Genomic DNA, 22,355 nt, shown 5'->3' with positions numbered 1-22,355 from the left:
TTAATCCCCCTTCTTGGGATACAGGATGTCCTTCGCGGACAGGGTGGACGCTCCCGCGCCGGAGCGCGGGAACCCGTCCTCGGAGATCATCTCGCCAAGCGAGCGCAGGACGCGCGCCATGCCGGGATGATTGCCGAAGCCGGTGTCGGTGAGCGCCTGGCGAAACTCGTGGCCCTCGGTGAACCCGAGAGCATCGAGCGCCTTGGCGCTGAGGTGCAGTGTCTCCTCGAGCCGCGCGCCACCGAGTTCGGGATCGGAGCGGGTGGCCTCGGCCCAGTCGGCCTTCTGCCTGGCGCCCGCATCGACGATGCCCTGCAGCGTCGAGTTGGCGACCCGGTCGCGGAACTTCGCCGCCTCGGGCATGAGCTTGTTCGCCTGCTCGTTCGACAGGCCCAGCTCCTTGAAGACAGGTGTCGCCTCCTCGACCGCGGTGGCATCGAGCTCCAGCCCTTCCACCGACAGCTCGTAGGCCTCCGGCACGACATGCTCGGGCGCCGGCGGCGTCTCGGCGGCACGATCGGCAGGCGCCTGCGGGTCAGCGGGTGACTGCGGCGTCGGAGCCGCGCCATCCTTGTTCGCCACCGCATCGCCAAGGAGCGAGGTCTCGGCCTCGGCCGCCTCCGCCTCTCCCGCGGGCGCGGGCGGGGCCTGGTCTGCGGCGGGCGGCTCGGTGGCCGCAGGGGCCGGGCTCGGCGACGGGGCCGGCGCTTCGGCGGTGCCGGCGTCGTGATCGGGCGCGCGCAGCAGGCGGCCACGCTGGCGCTCGATCGAGGTCGGACGAATGCCCGGGAATGCCACATGGGCCGCAGGGCTAGTCATCATCGCCGATGTCGGCATACCGGTCATACTTGGGCGCTTTGTCACGGGACTTCTCCTTGGGGTCGGGGTTCATCGCTTCGCGGATCGCAGCATCGATCGTGGCCAGCGCCCCGGCAGTGCGGAGCGGTTCAGGCTGGCCTTGCTCGATCATGAGCAGGATCTCGAACCCCAGGCTCCGGCGCCCCTCGATGTAGCTGAGGTCGCGCTGTATCGGCCCATGAGCAGGGCCTTCATGGCTGAGGATCCCGGCGCTTTGAATCGCGGCGAAAAGGAAGCGTCGAAATGGTGCCTGGGCGAGCAGATGCTCAGCGTCCTCGCGGGATAGCTCCACCATCACGCCCCCAGCATCGCGTCGAGGGCGGGTCGCCCGCTGATGTCCGTCTCCGAGAGGAGCCGCGCCGCGTCGGCGCCGTCGCGCACGGCCGGCATCATGGCCGCCGCCTGCGCCATCTGCTCCTGCTGCGCCCGGGCGGCGCGGATCTGCTCGACATCCTTGGGGTCGCGCATGATGCGGCCCGGCACGCCCAGCCGGTCGTAGTACTCGCGCAGCGCCTCGTCGGTGTTGACGTTGTCCATCACCGACGGCGCCGCGGCAGCAAGATTGCCGGCCATGCCGAGCGCGCGCTCGATCTGGCCCGCGCCCACGGCGCGCTGCATGCGCGCCAGGATGGAGACGAACTCGACCGTGATGCTGGCCCCGCCGAGCTCGGCCAGCGCGGCCGGCGGCGGAGGCAGCAGACGCCCACGCCACATGATCCCCCAGACCCGGTCGATGGCGACGTGCAGCTTCTCGCCGTTCACGCTGTCGATCGTCGGGCCCAGCTGGGTGAGCTTCTCCTCGTTGCGGCTCGCGATCTCCTCGATGTTGCGGGGCTGGATGCCGCGCATGTTGGTGATCGCGTTGAACAGGTCGGCGTAGGAGGCGCTGTCGACCTGGAGCTTGACCTTGTCGATCTTGCCTTCGATCGCGGAAATGACCTGATAGGGCATCTGGTACGCAGGGAATGCCGTATACTGGTCGAGGCTACCGACGCTGACGTTGCGGCCCGGCTCGCCGGTGACGCGCACCCCCTGCTTCACCAGCATCTCGGGCTTCACCAGCTTGTCGGTCGCCTCGTTCAGCCGCTTGGAATGGAACTGGAGCTCGCGCAGCGCGGAGAGCGCCTCCATGCCCGGAGAGACGCCGTAGGTGTCGCCGCCCACCGTGCCCCACCTCGGCGCCCAGAACGGCTGTTCGTTGTAACCGCGCACGTCGATCATCTCGTCGCGCGGGGCCTCGGGCAGCCAGTATGCCGAGACCCACGGCTTGGAGCCGAACCGGCGCGGGTCGTATTCCCGGTTGGGCTCGATCAGATTGTAGTAGGTGAAGACCTGGTCGCTGCGCTTTCCGGAATAGGCCTGCCGGACCAGCGTGGGCGCCTTGCTGCCGAACGCCTGCACCATCTGCCGCGCGGTCATGGTGCACTCGCGCACCAGCGTGTCCGGCGTCAGCGCATCCGACAGACCGATCCAGTACTCGCCGGCGGTGAGCGAATGGCAGACTGCGCCAGCGGTCGCGTGCTCGACCATCACGCAGCCCTCAGTCCCGAACAGGCCCATCTCCGCGTAGCCGGACTTGGCCGCGGCGTAGAAGTTGGTCCGCGCGAGGAAGGCGTACATCGCCTTCTCGCAGTCCGAGAGCCACGCGCGCACGCCGGGCAGCTCGTTCAACCCCTCGTCGGCGAGCTTCAGCGTGAACCAGGGCGCCGACGACGGCGTCAGGCCGCTGGTCATGCCGTTGGCAAGCGTGCGGAAGGATTCGATGCCGTGCGGGTCGAGCAGGCGGCTGTTGCGCATCCGGCGCCTGGAGCCCTTGTTCTGCTCGGAGGCCAGGAAGCGCGAGCGTGCGGGCTGGGCGAAGCGGGCAATGTCGCGCCACTCCGCCTCGTAGTCCTGCCGCACGCCCTTGAGCGCTTCGAGGCGGATCCGGCAGTGTTCCCGCAGGCTGGTCATCAGCCGAGCGTCGGCGTCCCTACCGTGGGTGAGCCCACCGTGCCCTGGGGCGACGTCATCAGGCCGGCGATGATCGCGCGGCGCTGGCGGTTGTTCTGGGTCGAGCCCTCGGGCGCGCCGTTGTCCGGCAGCTTCATCGCCTGCCGCTCGGGCACGCTCGCGATGTCAGGGGTGCTGGTGCAGATGGTGGCCTCCTGTGGTCAGGAGGCGGTATGCAGCCGGTCAGCCGGAGGTTGAATCGCGCGGGCCTACCACTCGTCGTCGCGTCCGAAGCCGATCGGGCGCGGCAGCCGCCAAATCTCGTTGCCGCTGGCATCAAGCAGCCCAGTCCGCATGGGCTCAGGCATATCGGCGAGAGGCACGGGTTCCAGGCGCTCGCCCTCCCACCAGTCACAGTCCGCATCCGCGCGAGGGCGAACGATGTAGCGCGGCATGCTCAGAGCCCCCTGTACGGGTCGTACTTGGGCTGGGACGGCTCCGGGCACGGCGGCATCGGTGCGCCGCCCGTGGCGCGGAATCGCTTTTCCAGCGCGCCGATGTTGTTCACCACCCACTGCCGCTCGTAGCCGAGCGACGGCAGGGATCTCAGCCACGCCTCGAACGCCTGGTCAGAGGTCTGCATAGGGGTCGTATCCTCCGGAGCCGTAGTTTTCGGGGTTCACGTAGCCAGGCACATGCCGCGGCGCGATCGGCTCCGCGAAGGTGACGGCCAGAGCATCACCGTCGTCGGGTGAAGGCAGGCCGCGCTTCTTCATGTCCTTCTTGCGCTCGAGCTGGATCGACACGTCGTCGCCGCCGAAGCTGTAGAGCGGATTGGTCAGGTCGTCCTTGAGCCCCTGATCGTCGGGGATGGCGCCGCCGTTCAGCCACTCGCGCATGTTGGTCCAGATCTCGGCCCGCTTGTTAAAGACGTTGGTCGGGCTGCCATTGTACATGGCCTGACGGACCTTCGTAGACCCGAACCACACTTCGAACACCGGCGTGTCGGGCAGCAGCTGGCGCAGGCGGTCGATGATGGCAGCGCCGATGTTGCCGGCGTCGACGAAGATCGCATCGGGATGCCACTGCTGCGCCTGGAGGACGATGTCGCCGGCGACCAGCATGCTGTTCTGATGGTGCCAGCGCTTCCACGGCCGAGACCGGGCATCGCGCCCGCAGCGGATGGCAAGCGTCGAGTGATCGTCCCCGAAGCGCGCGCAGTCGACGCCGAAGATCACCGGGTCGGACGCAAGCCCCGGCGAGATCTCGCGCACCGCCGCCGCCTCGACGACGTCGCCCGCAATGAACTGCATGGACGAGGCCGACGGGAACATGCCGCGCACGCGCACCTTGGCGATGTCGCTGTTCTCGCCGTAGGTGTCGACGATCTCCTGCAGGTACTTCTTGTTCGTGCCCTCGACCGTGCGGCTGTCGATCTGCCTGGTCTTCCACAGCTTGCGGTTCTTGCCGAAGCACTCGCGGAAATCGCCGGTGTTCTGCGTCGGGTTACCGAACGCCAGCCAGATGATCTCGGTGCCCGCGTCGGTGAGCGCGCCTAGCGCCACCTCCCACACCGCCGGCGGGATACCCGAGGCTTCGTCGAAGATCAGGATGATCCGCTTGCCCTCGTTGTGCAGGCCCGCGAACGCCTCGGTGTTGTGCTCCGACCAGGTGGCAAGGTCCAGGCGCCAACCCTTGTCGTGCCCGGGCATGGTCGACACGATTGACGTCGCGTTCACCTTGAACCAATCGTTGTTGATGGCGAGGCGAAACCATTTGGCGATCTCCGGCCCCGTCTTGGTGAGCAGCTGGCCCTCGGTGTTGGCCGTGACGACGATGCGCGTATCGACGCAGGTATCCATGCCCCACTTGGCCAGCATGGCGATCAGGGCCGACTTGCCGATGCCGTGGCCCGAGGCGACCGCGATGCGTAGCGGGTCGAACCGCGTCTCCGGATTGCTCAGGTGGTCGCGGATCTCACCCATGACCCAGCCCTGCCACTCGCGCGGGCCGGTCTTGTCGGCGAGCTCCGTACCGGCCTGACCCCACGGATAGGCATACATCGTGTGCCCAAGCGGATCGTGCGTGAACGCGCCGATATCCTCGGCGACCTGGCGCTTGAAGTCCGCCTTGCTGAGGTTAGCCGCGCTGGCCAATGGCACGCTCCCGAGCCGCGGCGAGCACCGAGGCGAGATCGTCGCTCACCTCCAGTTCCAGCTTGTCCTTGAACATGCCCAGGTGGCGCGCGACGTTCTCCAGCGCCTTGCCCTGGTCCATCATCTTGATCTCGAAGCCAGCCTGGGTGAGCTTGGCGCCGGCGTAGAGGAGGCGCGCAGAGCCCTTGAGCTTGCGCGTGTCCATCGCGTGCACCTCGGCCTTGCCCTCGCCGAAGCACTGCGGGCAGTCGGGATGGGGATCCGCCTTGTTGTCGTATCCGAACCCGCCCTCGTCGGAGGGGATCGCTCGCGGCCCATCGTCGGCGCTGGCCGACATCGCCGCGCGGACGGCATGGGCGAACTCCTCGGCGTCGATCCACTGCCACCGGTGCCCCTCGCCATGGCAGTAGCGGCAGCAGGTCCGCCGGAACTGAACCAGCTCGTTCGGATCGGCGGTCGCGATCTTCCACCAGCGCTCGAGAACCATGTCCTGCGAGATCTCGGTGCGCTCGGAGAGGGCCGCCTGCCCGGCCGCGATAGCCTGCTGCACCTTGTGATTTCTGAGGAGCTTGGAGGCGCTCGCCTCAGCGCTGTTGCCGCGCGCGGCATAGCCGGCACGGATGTAGGCCGCCGTCGCGTTGAAATCGACGAGGTACTCTTCGACGAAACGCTGCTGTTTCGCGTTCAGCTTCATCCCGGAACCGCCTCCCGTTGCCCGGCGGCCCGCATTCCTTGAGCTTTGGCAGAGTCGCCTCGATGCGCTCGCGTCACACTGATAGCTTCCAAAAGGCGTTCAATGATCTTCGCCACATTGACCACAAGTCCGCAGTGAGAACCAACCTCAACGACGGCCTTTGGAATTTCATCGAAGCCCGACAAGGTGACGGTAATACAGTCAGACTTATGCCGGAGGTGCTCGCAAAGGACTGTATCAGCAGCGCCTACGACAATCTCAGGCCGCATCCCCTGCGACTGGAGGTAGAATGCGACAGCAACAAGCTGAATGTCTTGCACACTATAGGTCTGCACCTTTCCCCGGCCAACGCGAGAGGAGCATAGAAACCCTAGCCGATGAAGATGCCTCAGCCTGCTAGCAAACGCGACCATTCTATGGCCAGGGATCGCATATTCGTAAGCCAATGCTGCAAGCAATTCTTCGGTCTTCACATTGAACTTACCGTTCATCGCCCATCCCTCCCAAGTCACTACTTGACGAAAATGATTTTTCCAATTCGCTTTTGCGGAAGAACATGGCGCCGCCCTTGCGGATGACGGGAATCTCACCCTTATCGGCAAGTTTGTAGACAAGGTTACGGGTGATCCCGAGGAAATCAGCGGCAGCTTGCGCGCCATGGAGAAGGTCGTCTTTCATCACAGCGCCCCCCGCCGCACCGACACCCTGCCGCCGGCGCGCGAGCCAGCGCCGCAGCCGCGCGGAACATGGGTGCTCGTCGTCTGCTGGTTCGGCGCCTTCATGGTCCACTGGCCGGTAGCGCAGATCTTCACCTGCCTGAATCGCTGGTAGCGCACGACCACGATGAGCCCGCGCTGCTCCAGGCGCTTCACCACCTTGGGCGCGCCGCTTGAGGAGCTGCAGCCGATCATCATCTCGAGGTCAAGGTTGAGCGGACAGGGCTCGCCAGCCTCGGCGGCCCGGCATAGCTCGTCGTAGACGATCGTCTCGCTCGGCGTCATCTCGGTGCCGGTGCGCGGATTGATGGAGCGCATGGTCATTCCCCCTCGTCGTGGATGTGCGGGCGCTTCGCGCACCCATATCGGCTAAGGCCAAGCCGGCGGACTTGCCGGCGGTAGTGCGAGGCGGGCAGCACCGAGACGACAACGCCGTCCGCGATGACGACGCGCTGGCCGCCGGAGAGACGCACGTAGTGCGCACCGAACTCGGCCCCGCGCTCGATCACCGGCGACGACAATGCGGCGCGCGCCTCCTCGTAGGTGACGGCTGCCACGCGCTCGATGTATCGTTCGATCGCATGGGCGCTGACGCGGATCACGCGGCCGTCTCCTGAGCCCAGCGCAGCCGTCCGTCAGACGTTTCGACAATCCACCCCTGCTGGAGCCCGATACGCTTGAGAGCCGGCATCAGCGTCTCTGGGTCCGGCAGGGGTTCGTCGCGCGGAGGCACCACTGGCGAGACCAAGCGAAGAACCGGAGGCGTCTTTGGCCGATTGTGCCACACCATCAACTCGCGCGTCGCCGCGATGACGGCCGGGACGACCTTGGCCGGATGATCACACGTCAGCCGCGCTGACCGCACTCCATCGCGGAAAATGTACAGAGGCAGGTGTGACAGCGCGTCATAGGCCGCATCGAGCCAGTCCTGGGCCTCTTTCTCGGTCATCCCCGCTGGCTTCACTAGCGCAAGGCTCGCTGACAGCATCGCCGACATCTCGATCTCGGTTTCATCCTGCACTGAATGCGATCCTCTTCTGTTCTTCTTCCCGGGCTAGCCGCTCGCTGCGTTTCCGTGCTGCCATCTCCATCCCGAGCTCCCTGACGGATTTACGCTCCGGGGCCGGACCTTGGTTGAGAGAGACTTGGCCCGCCGCGCGCTGCTTCTCGTTCTCCAGTGCCCTCACGATCCACTCGATGGGATCAGACGGCGGCGCGGCCTGCCGACGGCAGCTGGCGAGCACGCCGAGCACAGAGCCGGTGCTGTAATTCTTCCGCCACTTGCCGATGACGCGGCGGGCTGCAGCCTCTTCGTGACCGGCCTCGCAGAGGATCAGCAAACCAGTCCGGAAAATCGATGCAGCCATGTCATCAGCGAGCGGCGCGGGTTCGCCGCGCCCGTCTCCGTTAGGAGACGGAATATCTTTGGTTATATGGTTTATTTGTTCTTTAGTTGTCCGGTCGCTGTCCGGTGCCTGTCCGTCAGGCTGTTCGGCTGCCTGTCCGGCCTTGGCTTCCACGTCCTGATATTTCGCGTAATTACAGATCGTTATGATCGTTCGCCCCTGTCCGGTTTCCCGTCCGATCATCTGTTCGGTTTCGAGACGGGTCAAAAACCGCTCCACCGACGAAGGCGACCACCCCCACGCGTCGGCCAGCTGGGATCGGGAGACGCAAAGCTGCCCCCGATCCAGCTCGACGACCTTCCCGCCCACCCGGAACCTGGTCGGCTTCCAGCACCCCTTGAGGACGAGCCACGCCCACGCGCCGAGACGCGCCGAATCGCCCGCCAGCAGCGGGTGGTCGGCCGCCTCGCGGAATAGGAGCGCAAAGCCGCTCATAGGGTGATCTCGACCCTCCCGGGCTTCTCCGGCTCGCAGAAAACGAACGTCGGCACGAACCGACGGTCGTTCACCCGCAAAGCCTGCGCGATGCCGTCGAAGATCGGCTTCATGCGGTTGGGATAGTTTGTTCGGTCTCCACGCCGATCCGGCGGGTAGAACGTCACGACGACCCGGATGTCGCCCTCAGGCGCTATCGCCTCCACTTTGGCCGCCAGGGCCGCCGCGAACGCCCAGGCTCGCCATTTCTTCGTCACTGCCGCCTTGCGCCGCCAATGCCCCTTTGCGTGGCCTGAGAGGGACGAGGGAGGAAAGGGAAGTTCGATCATGGGGTCAGCCCCAGCATCAGGTCGAGTTCCTCGGGAGATCGCGCAAACTTCGTCGCGCACGGCGCCAACTCCATCCAGGCCTCGACCGTGTCAGGATCCTGCATGCCCACCAGGAAAAGGGTGCGCACGCTGTGGATCACCGTACTGTGGTCCATGTTGCCCAGGTACCGGCCAGCCGCCGGGTAGCTGTTGCCTCGGGCGCGAAGCAGCGTTGCCGTGAACTGTCGCGCCCGGACGACAGGGCGCTTGCGCGAGCTCCCCAACAGGTCTTCGGCTTTCAATCCGAACCGCCTGGCGCAGTGGGAGACAACCTCCCGATGGGTACGCGGCTGGCCCCTGATCGGTCGCGCCAGCGTCTGCTGCAGGTCGGGGGAGAGCGGCGCGGCGCTCGGCCGCAACGGAACGGCCGGCACCGTGTCCACGATCTCCAGCTTCGCCAGCCGCGCCGCAATGGCCGCGCCAAGGGCATCGAGATCGATCTCGAGCTCGTCTTCGTTGGCCGCCCTGCCCTCCATGTTCACGAACTCGTCGGGCTTTCGCGCGGCGCGCCTCCCTTCGATCTCAGCGACCCGCTCCGCGCGCCAGCCGCGGATCTTCTCCACCGGCGGTGCTTGGCCGAACTCTTCCAGTGTCCGCGCCCGCACGGTGGAAGCGTCGGAGATATACCGGGTGAGCCGCCTGGCGTAGGCCTGGGCTTCGGCCGGCATTCGATCGGGCATCCCACTGACGCCAAACCAGTCGACGGTGGCGTTGTACGTGCGCTCAGGCGCTGTTGTGGTCATGGTCGCCTCAGAACATAATCATCTGGGGATCGTCGTTGTTCGCGATCCAGTGGTCTCGGGCCTCTCTGGCCCGAATCAGCGCGGCTTTCGCCGATGCCTTTTCGGCGGCGGCCGCAGCGACCTTCACGTCGGCCCGGCGATCGCGCTGCTCGCAAAGGCGCACGATCTCCTCCAGCCGCTCCAGGCTGGGCTTCGTCGGTGGCATGCCCGGGATGTCGACGTCGGCCTTCCTCACTGCCTCAATCCCCGACGTACTGCTGGAGCACGGTGATCGTCTCCCGGGCATCCTCCTTGCTCTCGGCATCGTCGCGGTGACACCACGATCCATCCGCCATCCGCTGCGCCACCTCGGCGGCGAACGAGGCAGTCGCCGCAGCCGCCTTCATGGCGCACAGGTTCGGGGCCTCGTCCCGCGCCACGAGGCGCAGCTGCGTCGCACCGATCAGGTAGTCGGCATGGTGCCGCGGCAGCTCGTCCAGCAGGGCCACCAGTACGTGCGCCGGCATTGTGGTGCCGCCGGCCCACCGCAGCAGGTCGCGCCGCTCCTCACCCACCTTCCGGGCCAGGACGTGCAGGTCCACGCCGTCCCGACTGAGCTTGCGCAGAACCTCCGACAGGCGGTCCGCTAGATCTTGTTGCGATGCCGAATTGCTGGCCATGATTATGTTGCGCCTGCGAACTAGAGCGAATGCATGGGGTCGAACGAAAGCAGAACGAGCGGCGTCATCGCCGTGCCAGCCGCGCCAGTGCCGGCGCGACCAGCAGGTCGAGCGCCAGCCAGAGCAGGATCAGGGCGCCCACGATCTTCATGTCGACCCGGCCCAGGAGAACCCGCCGGCCGTGCTGCCCGTAATCGGGAACCGCTCGCCGGTAGCCTTGCGGATCATGCGCACGTGGTGCGCAAGCGTGCCCTCGCCGCATCCCGGCAGATTGTGATGCTTGACCGGGCGGCCATCGGCGCGGGCGATCGCGTAGAGCACCCGCGCCTGCGCGCGCGACAGGTTCACCTGGTTGCCGTCGTAGAAGGCCCCTGCCGGATGCAGCCACCACGGGCCGCGCCGGATCGCCGCGTCCTCGCTGATGTCGCCGCGGCAATGCGGGCACAGGGCGGTCATGCGTCCTCGCCCTCCGTGCGGCAGCCGAACTCGACGACGGTCACGAGGCGCCAGCCCGCCAGCCGCTCGACAGTAATGGCGCCTCGCAGCTCCAGGCGCCTGAGAGCCGCCGCGCCAGCCGCCGCGCCGCGTGCGCCGATCGCCGCGGCGAGAGCGTCGTTCGATGGGCAAGCAAGCCGGCTGGCCGCGGCCTTGGTGATGAGCCACAACGCCGCGTGGTCGCCTGCATCCTGGACCCTCGACCTCATGCGGCCGCGTCCTGATGCTCCGGAGACCAGCCGCGCATCCAGTCGCGCGCTTTCGCTTCAGTCTCCGGCCAGAGCCGGCGGCCGTTTCGAATGTCCCGCACAAAGTGAGGGTCGCTCATGGCTTTGCGGCCGAACGTGATCTCGGTCATGCCAGCATTCGCCACGAACGCTTCGATGTCGGCGAGAAGCTCAGGATGATGTTTGGACATGGCCCGGCTTATAAAGTGGGACACGTCCTACCGTCAATAGGATGTGATGGGATAAGTCCTAACCTTCCGCCGGTCCGCGGAAAGTGGGATGCGACCTACATGCGAGACGACGCCACGCCCTTACAGCAATTCATCCGTGCGGCCGTCGCACTCATGCCGCAGAAGCGCGATCACTACGATAAAATCTTGCAGGAGAAACTCGGCACCAAAGGGAAGCCGATATACGATATCGACCGCGGCAAGAGCAAAAACCCAAGTTTGGCGCAGCTGAACGCAATATCCGAGCTCCTCGGCCAGCCTCGCCAACTGTTCGAGCGAGCAATTGCCGGTGAGCCGGTGGAACCCGTCGGCAGTAGCGTCGCAACCGCCGTGCCCGGCGCGCGCTCAGTTGCGGACATCGTGCCTGCCGAGGACGTCGTCTACATCCAGAAGTTGGACCTGTCCCTCTCGATGGGCCCGGGAACCCACATCGACGACTGGGTTGAAGCCGAGCCGGTCGCGTTCGACCTGGCGTTCATCCGTTCTGTAACCCGCACGGCGTCGGACCGCCTCAAGCTGGTCACCGGCATCGGCGACAGCATGTATCCGACGCTGAACTGGGGCGATGTCATCCTGATCGACACGACGGAGCGCCAGCTCGCCCGGCAGGACGCGGTTTACTGGATCGACGTGTACGGCGCCGCCGGGCTCAAGCGGCTGCGCAATGTGGGCCGTAGCCGGGTGCTGGTGATCTCCGACAACCCGAACGTGCCGGATATGGAGGTGGATGCTGCGGATCTGCGGATCCAAGGCAGGGCTATCTGGCTGGCGAGGGGCATCTAATCATTGTGAGTGAATGACGGCAAATTGGTCATCGCTGCTGGACTAGGCGGTAGAGGATTCTTAAAGGATGGACGTGTCACACGCTCGCTTCTCGGTGAACTATGACGGCCCCGCGCTGGCTGAGCACACCATGGACGTGCGCGACCTAGCTCCCGCGCTGCTTGCGCTCGGAGAGCTGTTCGATGCGGCGAACCACGCGCTCAATGGCGACGCAACCCAAGTTTCCGTCAACGTTCGTGCCCATGAACCAGGGTGCTTTTCCATTGACCTCGACGTCGTCCAAAGCATCATCAAACGAGGGATCGCACTTCTAACTGGCGACGAGATAGCCGCCGCCATCAACCTCAAAGAGCTGCTCATCGGAGGTGCAGGCGCGGCTTGGAGCTTGATCAAGCTCATCAAGTTCATGCGCGGGCGAACACCTGACAAAATCGAACGCCTGCCCGCCGGCATGGTGCGTATCACCATCAGCGACAACACGTTCGACGTTCCGCTAAAGCTCTTGCGCCTGTACCAGGACCTAGCTGTCCGCTCGGCAGTCGAGCGAGTTGTTGAACGCCCGTTGGAGACCCCAGGCATCGATGAGGTCATATTCTTCGACAAAGGGACCGAAACTGCGCGGGTGACGAAGCCGGAGGCACACTTCTTTCGAACGCCATCTATCGAAGACAAAATCCTGATCGATGATGTTCGGCAATCGGCGTTCTCGATCGTGGCGCTAGCGTTCAAAGAAGACAACAAGTGGCGGCTCCATGACGGCCAAAATCAGATAAGTGCCACAATCGCCGATGAATCCTTCTTGTCGAAGGTGAACAACAACCTTGTCAGTTTCGCAAAGGGCGATGTACTTGTTTGCGAAGTCAGGTTCGTTCAGAAGCAAACAAGCAAGGGCCTCGTCACAGAGCATATCGTAGAAAAGGTGATTGATCATCGACCTGCTTCTCGCCAGATAGAGCTCAACTTTTACCCACAAGATTGAACTATGGGCATATTGGCCGTGTCCCTCGCCATCGTCGGCGCCGACTACCCCAACAAGGGCAAGATGCCCGGCCGGCGCTTCGAGATCGCGCTATGCGCGCCGGGCGATCCTCTGGTGCTGCGGCCGGAGCCCGATAACCCAGCCGACGAGCACGCGATTGCCGTCTACTCCGAGCGCGGCGTGCAGATCGGGTACGTCTCGTCAGAGCGCGCCGTGCGGATCGCCCAGCTCCTGCGGCAGGGCCACACCGTTAACGCCATCTTCCAGGAGGCCACGCCCTACGGCGCCGTGGCGCGCGTTGCATTCGATGGCCAGCCGCCTGAGCTGCCGGCGACGCGGCCGCAACCTGCTCCCGAGCCCGACTTCTACCCCGACGAGATCTACGATGACGAGTAGGTAGGACTGGTCCCACTTAATTCGATTGACAGGTAGGACTGGTCCTACTAAGCCATCTTCAGCAGTCCAGCAGTGAGCCGCAAGCGCAGACCTGCCGGGAATTCGTTGGAGATCGCCGATGCAGACCGCATCCTATTTCACCGTCACGCGCGGCACGGATACCGGCAGCGAGCCGGTGTCGTTTGTTGACCGGCGCGCGGCCGACAACGACCGCGTCATTGCCGCGCGGGTCATCGCCAACCTGCTGAGCGCCATCGACCTCGAGCAGGTGAAGCCGGGCTACTCGCTCGACTACGCCATCATCGCCGCCGAGATGACGCTGCAGGACTGGGGCTTCGACGTCCCCAGCGCGATCAAGGCGCGGATGGCATGAAGCTGCCCCGCCTCCGCACCCGGAACGGGCGGTTCCTGCGCAAGCTGACGCCCACCCCCGAAAGCCAGGCCTGCTGGCTGATCTGGTCGCGCAAGTGGCACATGTGGCATTGCCGCGGCGCCACGGGCGGCGCCAACGGCTACACCCGCAACATCGCCGAGGCGGGCCTGTTCCCGTTCTCCAAGGCGGCCCGCTATCACGACGGCATCGACAACGAGGCGTTCCACGTCTCGGAGAAGGTCGACCTCATCACCATGGAGATCGCCGACGTGCGCCGCATGCTCGGCGCCCTGGAGCGGCAGCGTGACGCTGCCCGGCAGGTGGCGGCGTGATCCGGCTGCGTCTCGCGACCGGCCACGTGGTCGAGTTCGACAACTTCGTCGACCTGTTCGACTACATGGTGGAGCGCATGCTCCGGCGAGGTGAACTGTGAAGCGCATCGCCGTCATGCTGGCGATCGCGCTGGTGGCATTCACCGCGCATGCCTGGACGCCGCTGCTGCTCGAAAGCCCGGACGTGAGGGCCTTCGTGCTGTCGGACTTGTTCTGGCCGGCGATGTTCGGCGGCGCGTTCGCCATCAGCTCGATCTGCGCCGCCGCCGCTGCGGCCATCCTGTTCCATCCCGACCGCCTATCGGGTCGCACCGGGCGGGAGCGCGGCGAATGACCGCGCCCCGTCCACCCCTCTCCCAAAGCACCGGCCGGAACGCCCCGCCCCCCGCCGTTCCGGGACTGCCCCCACTGCCCGCGGCCTCCGGTGCTGCCGCGGGCAACCTCCGCCTCACACCAGCCGAGACGGAGGCTGTCGCAGCCTATCTGGCACGCGTCTGGCGGGGCGCAACCGGACTGCCGGACGTGCCTCCACCCGAAATGCTCGCCACCCTGGTCGAACTGACGCTGCGCAAGGCGCGCGAGCAGGTCGCCAGCCGCGGGCGCTGACTATTTTCCAGCAAGGAGCTGACCCATGAACATCAACGATTTTTGCGCCCTGCTGGATCGCAAGGGGTACGTTTACACCCGCGCCGATGACGCCGTGGACGTCAATGGCTTCCACAACGTCGACCTCCGCAGCCTGACGACGCTCCCCGAGAGCGCGGCGTTCAACAACGGCGGCTACGTCGACCTCCGCAGCCTGACGACGCTCCCCGAGAGCGCGGCGTTCAACAACGGCGGCGACGTCGACCTCCGCAGCCTGACGACGCTCCCCGAGAGCGCGGCGTTCAACAACGGCGGCTACGTCGACCTCCGCAGCCTGACGACGCTCCCCGAGAGCGCGGCGTTCAACAACGGCGGCTACGTCGACCTCCGCAGCCTGACGACGCTCCCCGAGAGCGCGGCGTTCAACAACGGCGGCTACGTCGACCTCCGCAGCCTGACGACGCTCCCCGAGAGCGCGGCGTTCAACAACGGCGGCTACGTCGACCTCCGCAGCCTGACGACGCTCCCCGAGAGCGCGGCGTTCAACAACGGCGGCTACGTCGACCTCCGCAGCCTGACGACGCTCCCCGAGAGCGCGGCGTTCAACAACGGCGGCTACGTCGACCTCCGCAGCCTGACGACGCTCCCCGAGAGCGCGGCGTTCAACAACGGCGGCTACGTCGACCTCCGCAGCCTGACGACGCTCCCCGAGAGCGCGGCGTTCAACAACGGCGGCTACGTCGACCTCCGCAGCCTGACGACGCTCCCCGAGAGCGCGGCGTTCAACAACGGCGGCTACGTCGACCTCCGCAGCCTGACGACGCTCCCCGAGAGCGCGGCGTTCAACAACGGCGGCTACGTCGACCTCCGCAGCCTGACGACGCTCCCCGAGAGCGCGGCGTTCAACAACGGCGGCTACGTCTACCTCAGCAGCCTGACGGACGAATACCAGTCCTACCGCGGCGAGCGCATCCGGCTGAAGCATATCGACGGCTACACCATGCTCATCCGGTCGGAACGGAAGCTGGGCGAGACCACGATCTACAGCGCGGCCTACTTCGCTGGTGGTGAAATCGCCGATCTCAAGCCCTGCTATGTCGCGCACCAGGGCGAGCACTTCGCGCACGGCGCGACGATCGAGCAGGCGATGCGCGACGTCCGCTTCAAGGCGATGGAGCACGACTTCGACGAGGAGGAACTGGTCGCCGAGATCAAGGAACGCGGCACCGTCCTGATCGAGGACTTCCGCCTCATCACCGGCGCCTGCGAGGAAGGCACTCGCCAGGGTATGGCCGACGCCGGCCTGGACCGCGACGCCGACGAACTTCCCCTCGCGACCGTGCTGTCCTCTGCCTTCGGGCACTACGGCGAGCGGTTCAAGGCGCTGTTCGGCGAGCAGGCGCTCGCGTCGCGAGCCCACTGACACCTTCCCAAGGATTTCCGCACATGATCCAAGTTGACCGCAAGCAGTTCTCCCGCGCCCTCGATCTTGCCGGAGCCGTCGTGGAGGCCCGCGGGGCGACCATTCCCATTCTGGGCAACCTCAAGGTGACCGCCAACGGAATCCTTCGCCTTGAGGGGACCGACCTCGACACCCATAGCCGCGCGGAGCTGGCTTATCAGGGCGACGGGAGCAGCGACTTCACCCTGCCTCAGCCGCGCCGGGTGCGCGCTGCGATCAACTCCGCCGGCGGCGAGAGCGTCGAGCTCACGCTCGAGGAAGATGCGGGCGTTCATCTGCGCACCGGTCTTCTCGACAGCCACCTGCGCTCCCTCCCTGCTGACGACTTCCCCGTCGTGGGGCCGGTAGGATTCGAGGACTTCGGGGCCACGCTCAGCGCCGGTGAACTGAAGCAGATCCGCCGCGTCACCGCGGCCATCAGCAGCGAGGAAACTCGCTACTACCTGAACGGCATCTGCGTGCGGAAGGTCAGCGACTGGACCTATCAGTTCGCGGCTACGAACGGCCACGTCCTGATGATGGTCGACGTACCTCTACCCGACGCGGCCGGGGATCTGCCCGACATGGCGATCCTGCCCCGCCGTTTCGTGCATCTGGTGCTGCAGCACTTCGCGCGAGCCCAGGACGGCCTGCGCCTCTCCTACGGCCACCAGGCCGTGCCGAACAAGGAAGGGCCCACCCTCCCGCTGGAGCGCGGCGGTGTGCTCATCAGCCTCCGCGGAGACCTCGCGGGCATCGACTACAGCCTGACTTCGAAGCTGATCGACGGGACGTATCCCGACTACCTCAAGGTTGTCCCTACCTCGTTCACAAATTTCGCCCGCTTCCGCCGTGCCGAAATGGTCCGCGCCATCCAGGCCCTGCGCCCGCTCACGTTCAGCAAATACGGCGCGGTGAAGATCACTTTTCCTGCGGGCAAGCTGGCTATCGAGCTGGACGGCCCGGATCTCGGCAGGAGCGTGTTCCATATCGACGCCGAGCACGACGCCGGCGCCGCCGAGGGTGCGCAAATCGGCTTCAACGGAAATTACCTCATCGGGGTAATGGGCGCGCTTCACGGTGACGAAGTCGCGATGCAGGTGAGCGCGCCAATGGGCGCAGGCCCGACGCTGTTCACCGATCCGGCGGATACCGCGTTCAAGGCCGTCCTCATGCCGACGCGGGTGTGACGATGGCGAAGTCTCCGACTGCGGGGCCTCAGAAGGGCGCCCCCCCTTCGCTGGAATGGATCGCCGTCGACCGCCTGAATGTCGACGCGGCGTACCAGCGCGCCACGGACGGGCCGAACAGCCGCAAGGTCATCTTCGGCATGGTCAAGGAATGGGACTGGGCGCTGTGCCAGCCGCTGGTGGTCAGCCGCCGCGCCGACGGATCGCTCTACGTGCTTGACGGGCAGCACCGCAAGGAGGGCGCCGAGGAGCGCGGCGACATCCCGCACCTACCCTGCGTCGTCGTTTCCGACCGCGACCGGGCGGGAGAGGCGGAGACGTTCGTCGCCCTCAACACGCGCCGCCAGAAGCTGAGCCAAGCGGACATCTTCAACGGCATGCTCGCCGCCGGAGACGAGAGTGCGAAGGCGACGCAGATCCTGCTCCAGGAGACCGGCTGGCGCATCCGCAGCCACGGGGCATCCTCTGCCTACCACCCGGGCGACCTCGGCTGCGCGCCGATGCTGGCGCGCGCCGTCGCGGCTCATGGCGAGGCCGTGGTGCGCAACGCGCTCACCGCGCTGCGCGAAGCCTATCCCGACAAGGCCGTCACCACGGCGGCGACACTGCTGAAAGCTCTGATCGCAATCTACCGCGACGGCGATCTGAACGGCGGCGACCCTGACCTGTTCATCGAGACGCTGTCCGATGCCGAGCCGGGCGACTGGGAGCTCCATGGCATGGACCACCGCCGCAAGCATCCAGCGCTCTCCCGCATCGAGGCGATCAGCGCCGCCATGCTCGAAGCGTATCGCGAAATGCGGAAAGGCGAGGCAGCGTAATGGCCACCGACACCAAGATCGAGTGGTGCGACCACACCTTCAACCCGTGGATCGGTTGCACGAAGGTCTCGCCCGGCTGCGACCACTGCTATGCGCAGACCCTCATGGAGGTGCGGCACAAGCGCGCCGTGTGGGGGCGCCGCCCGGTCCTGACTGCAGATGGCACCTGGTCCCAGCCGCGCAAGTGGGAGCGCGCCGCCGAAACGTTCCGCGCAAAGCATGGCCGGCACCAGCGCGTGTTCTGCAGTTCGTTGGCCGACGTCTTCGACAACAAGGCAGACGACGCCTGGCGCGGACGTCTGGGCGCGACGATCCTGAATACGCCCTCCCTCGAATGGCTGCTGCTCACCAAGCGGATCGGCAACGCCGTCGACATGCTGGCGAACATGTTCTCGTACGACGTACCTGCCAACGTGCGGGCTGGCGCAACGATCGTGAACCAGGAAGAGGCCGCTCGCGACCTGGGGAAGATCCGCGCAGTCGCTGCCGTCACCAAGCTCAAGCCGTTCCTGTCGATGGAACCCCTGCTCGGACAGGTGAGCCTCGCTGCCGCAGATCCCGCCTGGCATCAGTATGTCGGGTGGGTGATCGTGGGCGGCGAGAGCGGCCCCGGCGCCCGGCCGATGCATCCCGACTGGGTGCGCGCCCTGCGCGACGAGTGCGCGGAGGCAGGCGTGCCGTTCCTGTTCAAGCAGTGGGGCGAGTGGGCGCCGCTCGATCACGTGAAACTTTCCCGAGATCTCACGCCCGCGGCCTCCCTCATGTTGGATGGAACCCGTGTCGTGCACGGCGGCGCACCGCACATCGCGGAACTTGTCCGCGTCGGGAAGAAGGAAGCCGGCCGCCTGCTAGACGGCTCCGAGCACAACGGCTTTCCGGAGGCGATGGTAGCGTGAGCCAGCTGAACCTTTTCGCCCCGTGCTCGCTGCTGCTGGAGATCCAGGCGGCGGTGCGCGGCGACGGCGCCATTCCCGCCAAGCATTGCAGCTGCACTCGGCCGTGCTGGACGCGCAACGGCTCGAACAGCCGTGCCGCAAAAGGCATCTCCTGATGGGCCGCGTCCTAATCGCCTGCGAGCGATCCGGCGTGGTCCGGCGCGCCTTCTTGGCCGCTGGGCACGATGCCTGGTCCTGCGACATCGCGCCGGCCGACGATGGCAGCAACCGCCACATCCGCGGTGACGTGCGAGACCATCTGGACGACGGGTGGGACCTCCTGGCCGTGATGCACCCGCCATGCACCGTGCTGTGTAACTCGGGCGCGAAGTGGCTCTACATCAGGGGCAAGCGCATCAACGGTCCCGATCCGCAGCGCTGGGCCGAACTGCAACAGGCCGCCGCCTTCTACCGTACGTTGCGCGATGCTCGCCAGATCCATCGCCGGGCGATCGAGAACCCGATCATGCACAAGCATGCCATCCGCCTCACCGGCCGAGGCAGAGTGCAGTTCATCCAGCCATGGTGGTTCGGTGACCCGTTCTTCAAGGCAATCGGGCTGGAACTTGTCGAGTTGCCGCCGCTGCAGGCCACCAACCGCCTGACTCCGCCGAAGCCCGGCACGGACGAGCACAAGGCCTGGAGCGCTGTCCACCGTCACTCTGGCTGGGGCAAGCACGGCGCCGATCGCGCCCGTGCTCGCAGCCAGACCTTCCCCGGTCCAGCGCTCGCCATGGCGGCACAGTGGGGCGCGCTGCTCCCGGGCCACGTCGAGCCCGCACAGACCGACTTCTTCCCGATGTTGGAGGAAGCATGACCCCCTGGCCGTTCCCCTCACTCCAGCCGCTCGGCTACGACGTCATCATTGCCGACCCGGCAACCCGGTTCGAGACCTACTCGACGGCCGGCGAGGGCAAGAGCCCGCAGGCGCAGTACCCGACTATGACGTGGGAGGAGCTTGAAGCCCTCCCCGTGTCACAGCTCGGGCGCGGCGATACGATCCTGATGCTGTGGGCGTGCTGGCCGACGCTCCGCGAATCCATCCGCCTGCTCGAGGCGTGGGGCTTTCGCTACGTCACCGGCGGCGCATGGCACAAGCGCACGAAGCACGGCAAGTCGGCGTTCGGCACGGGCTATGTCCTGCGCAGCGCCAGCGAACCTTACCTGATCGGGACTCTCGGGAGCCCGCTGACGGCGAAGAACGTGCGCAACATTATCGAGACCGAAGACCTCGATGTCATCGACGCCGAGGCCCGCGGCCACAGTCGCAAGCCCGACGAACAGTACGACTACTGCCGCCGCCTGGCGCCGCGGGCGATCCGCTTCGCCGAGTTGTTCGCCCGGCAGGCTTGGCCGGGCTGGGATGCATGGGGGAACGAGGTGGGCAAATTCAGGAGCGAAGCGGCGTGACAGATAAAGGCATCATCTTCAGCGCGCCGATGGTGCGCGCGCTCATCGCCGGGCGGAAGACGCAGACGCGGCGGCTTCTGAAGCCGCAGCCGGGCGATACAGGTGCAGCAGGCAAGCGGGTCGATCATGTGGGCGACTACTGCACAGGCGCTCCCCAGCACGGGCAGGCCTACTACTGGCGCGCGAACGGCAGTTGGAACAGCAGCGAGCGCTTTCACCTGCCTTATGCCTCTGGCGACCGCCTTTACGTTCGCGAGGCCTGTCGCGCCGAGGAACTGTCGGAGGACGGCATGGACGGCGTCCGCTTCCTTGCCAACGACGCTTTCTTACCGATCGGCAACGACCCGTCAGCGGGGCTGAAATGGCTCAAGTTGTTCAATTACGGCCAGAAGGAAGGTGCGAGCCCGACAGGCCTGCGCGGGAAGGGAGTTCCCTCGATTCACATGCCCCGCTGGGCCTCGCGCTTGTGGCTCGCGGTCACAGAAGTGCGCGTCCAGCGGCTGCAGGATTGCAGCGAGGCTGATGCAAAGGCAGAGGGCGTGGTTTGGCAGGACCCGACCGAGGAGGATTACCGCTGGGCCCGGCAGGAGGGCATTCCGGTTTCCGACATGGAAGGAGTGTGGACCGTCCCGGGAATGAAGGCCGTCGGTGCGGACGTCTGGGGCGTCGACCCGCAGCAGGCCTACCACATGCTCTGGAACAGCCTCCACACCGCCGAGGGCGAGCGCTGGGTCGACAACCCGTGGGTCGTGGCCGTCACCTTCGAGGTGTACCAGGGCAACATCGATGCGGGAGGCGCGGCATGATCGCGCCCTTGCCGAGCAGCGTCACGCAGGCCGACGACGGCGCCCTCCCTCTTGCTCAGCAGATCGTCGAGGCGCTGGCCGCGTCACTCGGTGATGCAATCTTCGCCACCGAGCTTGCCTTTTGCCAAGGCGCGCGCCGTTGCGACCTCTGGACCATCAGCGCCAACTCGTCGGCAGGTTTCAAGGCGCGGGCGTACGAGATCAAGATATCTCGCGCCGACTTCCGCCGCGATAACGCGGTCAAGCAGCGCGAAGCTCGCCTGTTCTCGGACCAATTCTATTACGTCACGCCTGCGGGCCTGTTGAAGCCCGATGAGGTGCCGGATTGGGCAGGCCTGATCGAATGGCGCGAGGGTTCGTTCAAGACGGTCGTTCCCGCGCCTTATCGCGACAAGGATGCTCCGACCTGGGAACTGGTCGTCTCGCTGATCCGCAACAGCGGCAACGTCAACCGCGACACTGACCTCCTGAAAATTCGCCTGCGTAACGCCGAGCGCACAATTTCGCGCGCGACGAAGGCGATCGAACTGCGCGGCATCAAGGCATGGGAGATAGGTCTATGACCCTTCGCCTCCTGACCTCTGGCGAGGCCGCCGCACGCCTGCACATCAGCGAGCGGACCCTACGCAAGCTGCGCCAGCGAGGCGAGATCCGATACATCGCCATCAGTGATCGCGTGGTCCGGTACGACGAAGCCGACTGCGACGAGTTCCTGGAAAAAAGAAAGCACACAGACGAACAATGCCCAAGCCGATCAAAGACCCTCGGTCGCCGTATTGGCAGTACGACTTCCAGCGCAACAAGCGGCGGTTTCATGGCTCAACGGGCTGCACGTCTGAGCGAAAGGCGCAAAAGTTCATAGACGATCTGGTCCACCAGATCGCCAGCGGTCGCTTCAAGAAGCCCGAGATCACGCTCGACGATGCATGCCAGGCCTACTGGCGCGACAAGATCGAGACGCCCGCGAAGAAGAATAGCGATGGGATGCTGTCGAAATCGCAGCGCACCACGGAAACCCAGCTCGCCCGCCTCTGCGAGATGCTCGGCGCAAATCGTCTGCTCAGCGAGATCACCCAGACCATGCTGCGCGGCTACATCGCCAGACGGCGCGGCATGAAGAAGGCGCGCTCGGCGAAGAAGGACTCCCCCCTCGTCGCTAATGCCACGGTAAATCGCGAATGGGAGCTGGCGCGGCGCGTCTGGCGCCACGTCGCCCGCGACCATATGGTCAGTGAGATCGACTGGGGTGACCTCAGGCTGCCCGAGAACAACGAACGCGTGCGCGAGCTGGGCGCCGACGAGCAGCTGCGTCTATTCAACGCCCTGCCCGACGATCTCAAGCCTGTCGTCGAATTCGCGATCCTCAGCGGCCAGCGCCGCTCGGC

37 protein-coding genes and 1 pseudogene are annotated in these 22,355 nt (G+C 65.9%); 17 read left to right on the top strand and 21 right to left on the bottom strand.

Annotated features, from left to right (window positions below):
* The 21 genes from ACFFJC_RS10645 to ACFFJC_RS10545 all read right to left on the bottom strand — a co-directional run bounded on the left by ACFFJC_RS10645 (position 1) and on the right by ACFFJC_RS10545 (position 10,880).
* Positions 1 to 819: a hypothetical protein gene (locus tag ACFFJC_RS10645; RefSeq protein ID WP_379487486.1), complete on the bottom strand. Its 819-nt coding sequence runs from the start codon at positions 817 to 819 to the stop codon at positions 1 to 3.
* The gene (locus ACFFJC_RS10640) at positions 812 to 1,153 is read right to left on the bottom strand and encodes a hypothetical protein (RefSeq protein ID WP_379487485.1); all 342 of its coding nucleotides are present in this window, start codon (positions 1,151 to 1,153) and stop codon (positions 812 to 814) included. Before ACFFJC_RS10640 ends, ACFFJC_RS10645 begins: the two co-directional genes overlap by 8 nt.
* Positions 1,153 to 2,811 carry a portal protein gene (locus ACFFJC_RS10635; protein ID WP_379487484.1) on the bottom strand — a complete coding sequence of 553 codons (1,659 nt, stop codon included), beginning with the start codon at positions 2,809 to 2,811 and terminating at the stop codon, positions 1,153 to 1,155. Before ACFFJC_RS10635 ends, ACFFJC_RS10640 begins: the two co-directional genes overlap by 1 nt.
* Positions 2,811 to 2,948, bottom strand: a complete 138-nt coding sequence (locus ACFFJC_RS10630; protein WP_379487483.1) for a hypothetical protein — start codon at positions 2,946 to 2,948, stop codon at positions 2,811 to 2,813. The genes ACFFJC_RS10635 and ACFFJC_RS10630 overlap by 1 nt, the downstream gene beginning before the upstream one ends.
* A 111-nt stretch (positions 2,949 to 3,059) precedes the next feature.
* Positions 3,060 to 3,245 (bottom strand): hypothetical protein, encoded by a 186-nt coding sequence (locus tag ACFFJC_RS10625; RefSeq protein WP_379487482.1) that lies wholly within the window; start codon positions 3,243 to 3,245, stop codon positions 3,060 to 3,062.
* Positions 3,246 to 3,247: 2 nt separating this feature from the next.
* A complete protein-coding gene (locus ACFFJC_RS10620) occupies positions 3,248 to 3,433 on the bottom strand; it encodes a hypothetical protein (protein WP_379487481.1) in 186 nt (61 codons plus the stop codon).
* The gene (locus ACFFJC_RS10615) at positions 3,420 to 4,946 is read right to left on the bottom strand and encodes a terminase (RefSeq protein WP_379487480.1); all 1,527 of its coding nucleotides are present in this window, start codon (positions 4,944 to 4,946) and stop codon (positions 3,420 to 3,422) included. Before ACFFJC_RS10615 ends, ACFFJC_RS10620 begins: the two co-directional genes overlap by 14 nt.
* Complete coding sequence (locus tag ACFFJC_RS10610; protein WP_379487479.1) at positions 4,930 to 5,640, bottom strand: terminase small subunit; 711 nt, start codon at positions 5,638 to 5,640, stop codon at positions 4,930 to 4,932. Before ACFFJC_RS10610 ends, ACFFJC_RS10615 begins: the two co-directional genes overlap by 17 nt.
* Positions 5,637 to 6,131, bottom strand: a complete 495-nt coding sequence (locus ACFFJC_RS10605) for a hypothetical protein (RefSeq protein WP_379487478.1) — start codon at positions 6,129 to 6,131, stop codon at positions 5,637 to 5,639. The genes ACFFJC_RS10610 and ACFFJC_RS10605 overlap by 4 nt, the downstream gene beginning before the upstream one ends.
* Positions 6,121 to 6,318 (bottom strand): helix-turn-helix domain-containing protein, encoded by a 198-nt coding sequence (locus ACFFJC_RS10600; protein ID WP_379487477.1) that lies wholly within the window; start codon positions 6,316 to 6,318, stop codon positions 6,121 to 6,123. The genes ACFFJC_RS10605 and ACFFJC_RS10600 overlap by 11 nt, the downstream gene beginning before the upstream one ends.
* Positions 6,318 to 6,680 carry a hypothetical protein gene (locus ACFFJC_RS10595; protein WP_379487476.1) on the bottom strand — a complete coding sequence of 121 codons (363 nt, stop codon included), beginning with the start codon at positions 6,678 to 6,680 and terminating at the stop codon, positions 6,318 to 6,320. Before ACFFJC_RS10595 ends, ACFFJC_RS10600 begins: the two co-directional genes overlap by 1 nt.
* The gene (locus ACFFJC_RS10590) at positions 6,677 to 6,958 is read right to left on the bottom strand and encodes a hypothetical protein (protein ID WP_379487475.1); all 282 of its coding nucleotides are present in this window, start codon (positions 6,956 to 6,958) and stop codon (positions 6,677 to 6,679) included. The genes ACFFJC_RS10595 and ACFFJC_RS10590 overlap by 4 nt, the downstream gene beginning before the upstream one ends.
* A complete protein-coding gene (locus ACFFJC_RS10585; protein WP_379487474.1) occupies positions 6,955 to 7,377 on the bottom strand; it encodes a hypothetical protein in 423 nt (140 codons plus the stop codon). The genes ACFFJC_RS10590 and ACFFJC_RS10585 overlap by 4 nt, the downstream gene beginning before the upstream one ends.
* Positions 7,367 to 8,197, bottom strand: coding sequence for a hypothetical protein (locus tag ACFFJC_RS10580; protein WP_379487473.1), 831 nt, complete (start codon positions 8,195 to 8,197; stop codon positions 7,367 to 7,369). Before ACFFJC_RS10580 ends, ACFFJC_RS10585 begins: the two co-directional genes overlap by 11 nt.
* Positions 8,194 to 8,526, bottom strand: coding sequence for a hypothetical protein (locus tag ACFFJC_RS10575; protein ID WP_379487472.1), 333 nt, complete (start codon positions 8,524 to 8,526; stop codon positions 8,194 to 8,196). Before ACFFJC_RS10575 ends, ACFFJC_RS10580 begins: the two co-directional genes overlap by 4 nt.
* Complete coding sequence (locus tag ACFFJC_RS10570) at positions 8,523 to 9,308, bottom strand: helix-turn-helix domain-containing protein (protein WP_379487471.1); 786 nt, start codon at positions 9,306 to 9,308, stop codon at positions 8,523 to 8,525. The genes ACFFJC_RS10575 and ACFFJC_RS10570 overlap by 4 nt, the downstream gene beginning before the upstream one ends.
* 7 nt (positions 9,309 to 9,315) lie before the next feature.
* The gene (locus ACFFJC_RS10565; protein WP_379487470.1) at positions 9,316 to 9,543 is read right to left on the bottom strand and encodes a hypothetical protein; all 228 of its coding nucleotides are present in this window, start codon (positions 9,541 to 9,543) and stop codon (positions 9,316 to 9,318) included.
* A gap of 4 nt (positions 9,544 to 9,547) precedes the next feature.
* Positions 9,548 to 9,967 carry a hypothetical protein gene (locus ACFFJC_RS10560; protein WP_379487469.1) on the bottom strand — a complete coding sequence of 140 codons (420 nt, stop codon included), beginning with the start codon at positions 9,965 to 9,967 and terminating at the stop codon, positions 9,548 to 9,550.
* A 147-nt stretch (positions 9,968 to 10,114) separates the two neighbouring features.
* Positions 10,115 to 10,423, bottom strand: coding sequence for a hypothetical protein (locus ACFFJC_RS10555; RefSeq protein ID WP_379487468.1), 309 nt, complete (start codon positions 10,421 to 10,423; stop codon positions 10,115 to 10,117).
* On the bottom strand, positions 10,420 to 10,671 hold the full coding sequence (locus ACFFJC_RS10550; protein WP_379487467.1) for a hypothetical protein: 252 nt from the start codon (positions 10,669 to 10,671) through the stop codon (positions 10,420 to 10,422). Before ACFFJC_RS10550 ends, ACFFJC_RS10555 begins: the two co-directional genes overlap by 4 nt.
* Positions 10,668 to 10,880, bottom strand: coding sequence for a hypothetical protein (locus tag ACFFJC_RS10545; protein ID WP_379487466.1), 213 nt, complete (start codon positions 10,878 to 10,880; stop codon positions 10,668 to 10,670). The genes ACFFJC_RS10550 and ACFFJC_RS10545 overlap by 4 nt, the downstream gene beginning before the upstream one ends.
* A 99-nt stretch (positions 10,881 to 10,979) precedes the next feature.
* On the opposite strand from ACFFJC_RS10545, the gene ACFFJC_RS10540 reads away from it, so the two are divergent.
* From ACFFJC_RS10540 to ACFFJC_RS10460, 17 genes and pseudogenes are all read left to right on the top strand, one after another.
* Positions 10,980 to 11,702 (top strand): S24 family peptidase, encoded by a 723-nt coding sequence (locus tag ACFFJC_RS10540; protein ID WP_379487465.1) that lies wholly within the window; start codon positions 10,980 to 10,982, stop codon positions 11,700 to 11,702.
* Positions 11,703 to 11,769: 67 nt separating this feature from the next.
* Complete coding sequence (locus ACFFJC_RS10535; RefSeq protein WP_379487464.1) at positions 11,770 to 12,681, top strand: LAPAL motif-containing putative phage structural protein; 912 nt, start codon at positions 11,770 to 11,772, stop codon at positions 12,679 to 12,681.
* 18 nt (positions 12,682 to 12,699) lie between these two features.
* Complete coding sequence (locus ACFFJC_RS10530) at positions 12,700 to 13,077, top strand: HIRAN domain-containing protein (RefSeq protein ID WP_379487463.1); 378 nt, start codon at positions 12,700 to 12,702, stop codon at positions 13,075 to 13,077.
* Positions 13,078 to 13,195: 118 nt separating this feature from the next.
* Positions 13,196 to 13,450: a hypothetical protein gene (locus tag ACFFJC_RS10525; protein WP_379487462.1), complete on the top strand. Its 255-nt coding sequence runs from the start codon at positions 13,196 to 13,198 to the stop codon at positions 13,448 to 13,450.
* Positions 13,447 to 13,782, top strand: coding sequence for a hypothetical protein (locus ACFFJC_RS10520; RefSeq protein ID WP_379487461.1), 336 nt, complete (start codon positions 13,447 to 13,449; stop codon positions 13,780 to 13,782). The genes ACFFJC_RS10525 and ACFFJC_RS10520 overlap by 4 nt, the downstream gene beginning before the upstream one ends.
* A gap of 97 nt (positions 13,783 to 13,879) precedes the next feature.
* Positions 13,880 to 14,116, top strand: coding sequence for a hypothetical protein (locus ACFFJC_RS10515; protein WP_379487460.1), 237 nt, complete (start codon positions 13,880 to 13,882; stop codon positions 14,114 to 14,116).
* Between the two features lie 297 nt (positions 14,117 to 14,413).
* Positions 14,414 to 15,790: a hypothetical protein gene (locus tag ACFFJC_RS10510; protein ID WP_379487459.1), complete on the top strand. Its 1,377-nt coding sequence runs from the start codon at positions 14,414 to 14,416 to the stop codon at positions 15,788 to 15,790.
* A 23-nt stretch (positions 15,791 to 15,813) separates the two neighbouring features.
* Positions 15,814 to 16,998, top strand: a complete 1,185-nt coding sequence (locus ACFFJC_RS10505) for a DNA polymerase III subunit beta (protein WP_379487458.1) — start codon at positions 15,814 to 15,816, stop codon at positions 16,996 to 16,998.
* Positions 16,999 to 17,000: 2 nt separating this feature from the next.
* Positions 17,001 to 17,819 (top strand): hypothetical protein, encoded by an 819-nt coding sequence (locus tag ACFFJC_RS10500; RefSeq protein WP_379487457.1) that lies wholly within the window; start codon positions 17,001 to 17,003, stop codon positions 17,817 to 17,819.
* Complete coding sequence (locus ACFFJC_RS10495; protein WP_379487456.1) at positions 17,819 to 18,715, top strand: phage Gp37/Gp68 family protein; 897 nt, start codon at positions 17,819 to 17,821, stop codon at positions 18,713 to 18,715. The genes ACFFJC_RS10500 and ACFFJC_RS10495 overlap by 1 nt, the downstream gene beginning before the upstream one ends.
* The gene (locus ACFFJC_RS10490; RefSeq protein ID WP_379487455.1) at positions 18,712 to 18,870 is read left to right on the top strand and encodes a hypothetical protein; all 159 of its coding nucleotides are present in this window, start codon (positions 18,712 to 18,714) and stop codon (positions 18,868 to 18,870) included. Before ACFFJC_RS10495 ends, ACFFJC_RS10490 begins: the two co-directional genes overlap by 4 nt.
* Positions 18,870 to 19,571: a hypothetical protein gene (locus tag ACFFJC_RS10485; protein WP_379487454.1), complete on the top strand. Its 702-nt coding sequence runs from the start codon at positions 18,870 to 18,872 to the stop codon at positions 19,569 to 19,571. Before ACFFJC_RS10490 ends, ACFFJC_RS10485 begins: the two co-directional genes overlap by 1 nt.
* Positions 19,568 to 20,164, top strand: coding sequence for an MT-A70 family methyltransferase (locus ACFFJC_RS10480; RefSeq protein ID WP_379487453.1), 597 nt, complete (start codon positions 19,568 to 19,570; stop codon positions 20,162 to 20,164). Before ACFFJC_RS10485 ends, ACFFJC_RS10480 begins: the two co-directional genes overlap by 4 nt.
* On the top strand, positions 20,122 to 20,970 hold the full coding sequence (locus ACFFJC_RS10475; RefSeq protein WP_379487452.1) for a hypothetical protein: 849 nt from the start codon (positions 20,122 to 20,124) through the stop codon (positions 20,968 to 20,970). Before ACFFJC_RS10480 ends, ACFFJC_RS10475 begins: the two co-directional genes overlap by 43 nt.
* Positions 20,967 to 21,533 carry a hypothetical protein gene (locus ACFFJC_RS10470; RefSeq protein WP_379487451.1) on the top strand — a complete coding sequence of 189 codons (567 nt, stop codon included), beginning with the start codon at positions 20,967 to 20,969 and terminating at the stop codon, positions 21,531 to 21,533. The genes ACFFJC_RS10475 and ACFFJC_RS10470 overlap by 4 nt, the downstream gene beginning before the upstream one ends.
* Positions 21,515 to 21,682: pseudogene (locus tag ACFFJC_RS10465) on the top strand (helix-turn-helix transcriptional regulator); the annotation flags it as partial. The gene ACFFJC_RS10470 and the pseudogene ACFFJC_RS10465, both read left to right, overlap by 19 nt.
* Positions 21,683 to 21,711: 29 nt before the next feature.
* Positions 21,712 to 22,355 (top strand): site-specific integrase (locus tag ACFFJC_RS10460; RefSeq protein ID WP_512700638.1); only part of this gene is annotated, 644 nt, incomplete at its 3' end.

It is taken from the genome of Novosphingobium soli (assembly GCF_042432915.1).
In the GTDB taxonomy this organism is placed as follows: domain Bacteria; phylum Pseudomonadota; class Alphaproteobacteria; order Sphingomonadales; family Sphingomonadaceae; genus Novosphingobium; species Novosphingobium soli.
Note: the sequence above shows the minus strand (reverse complement) of the source record. Positions and strands in the feature narration are given on the sequence as shown.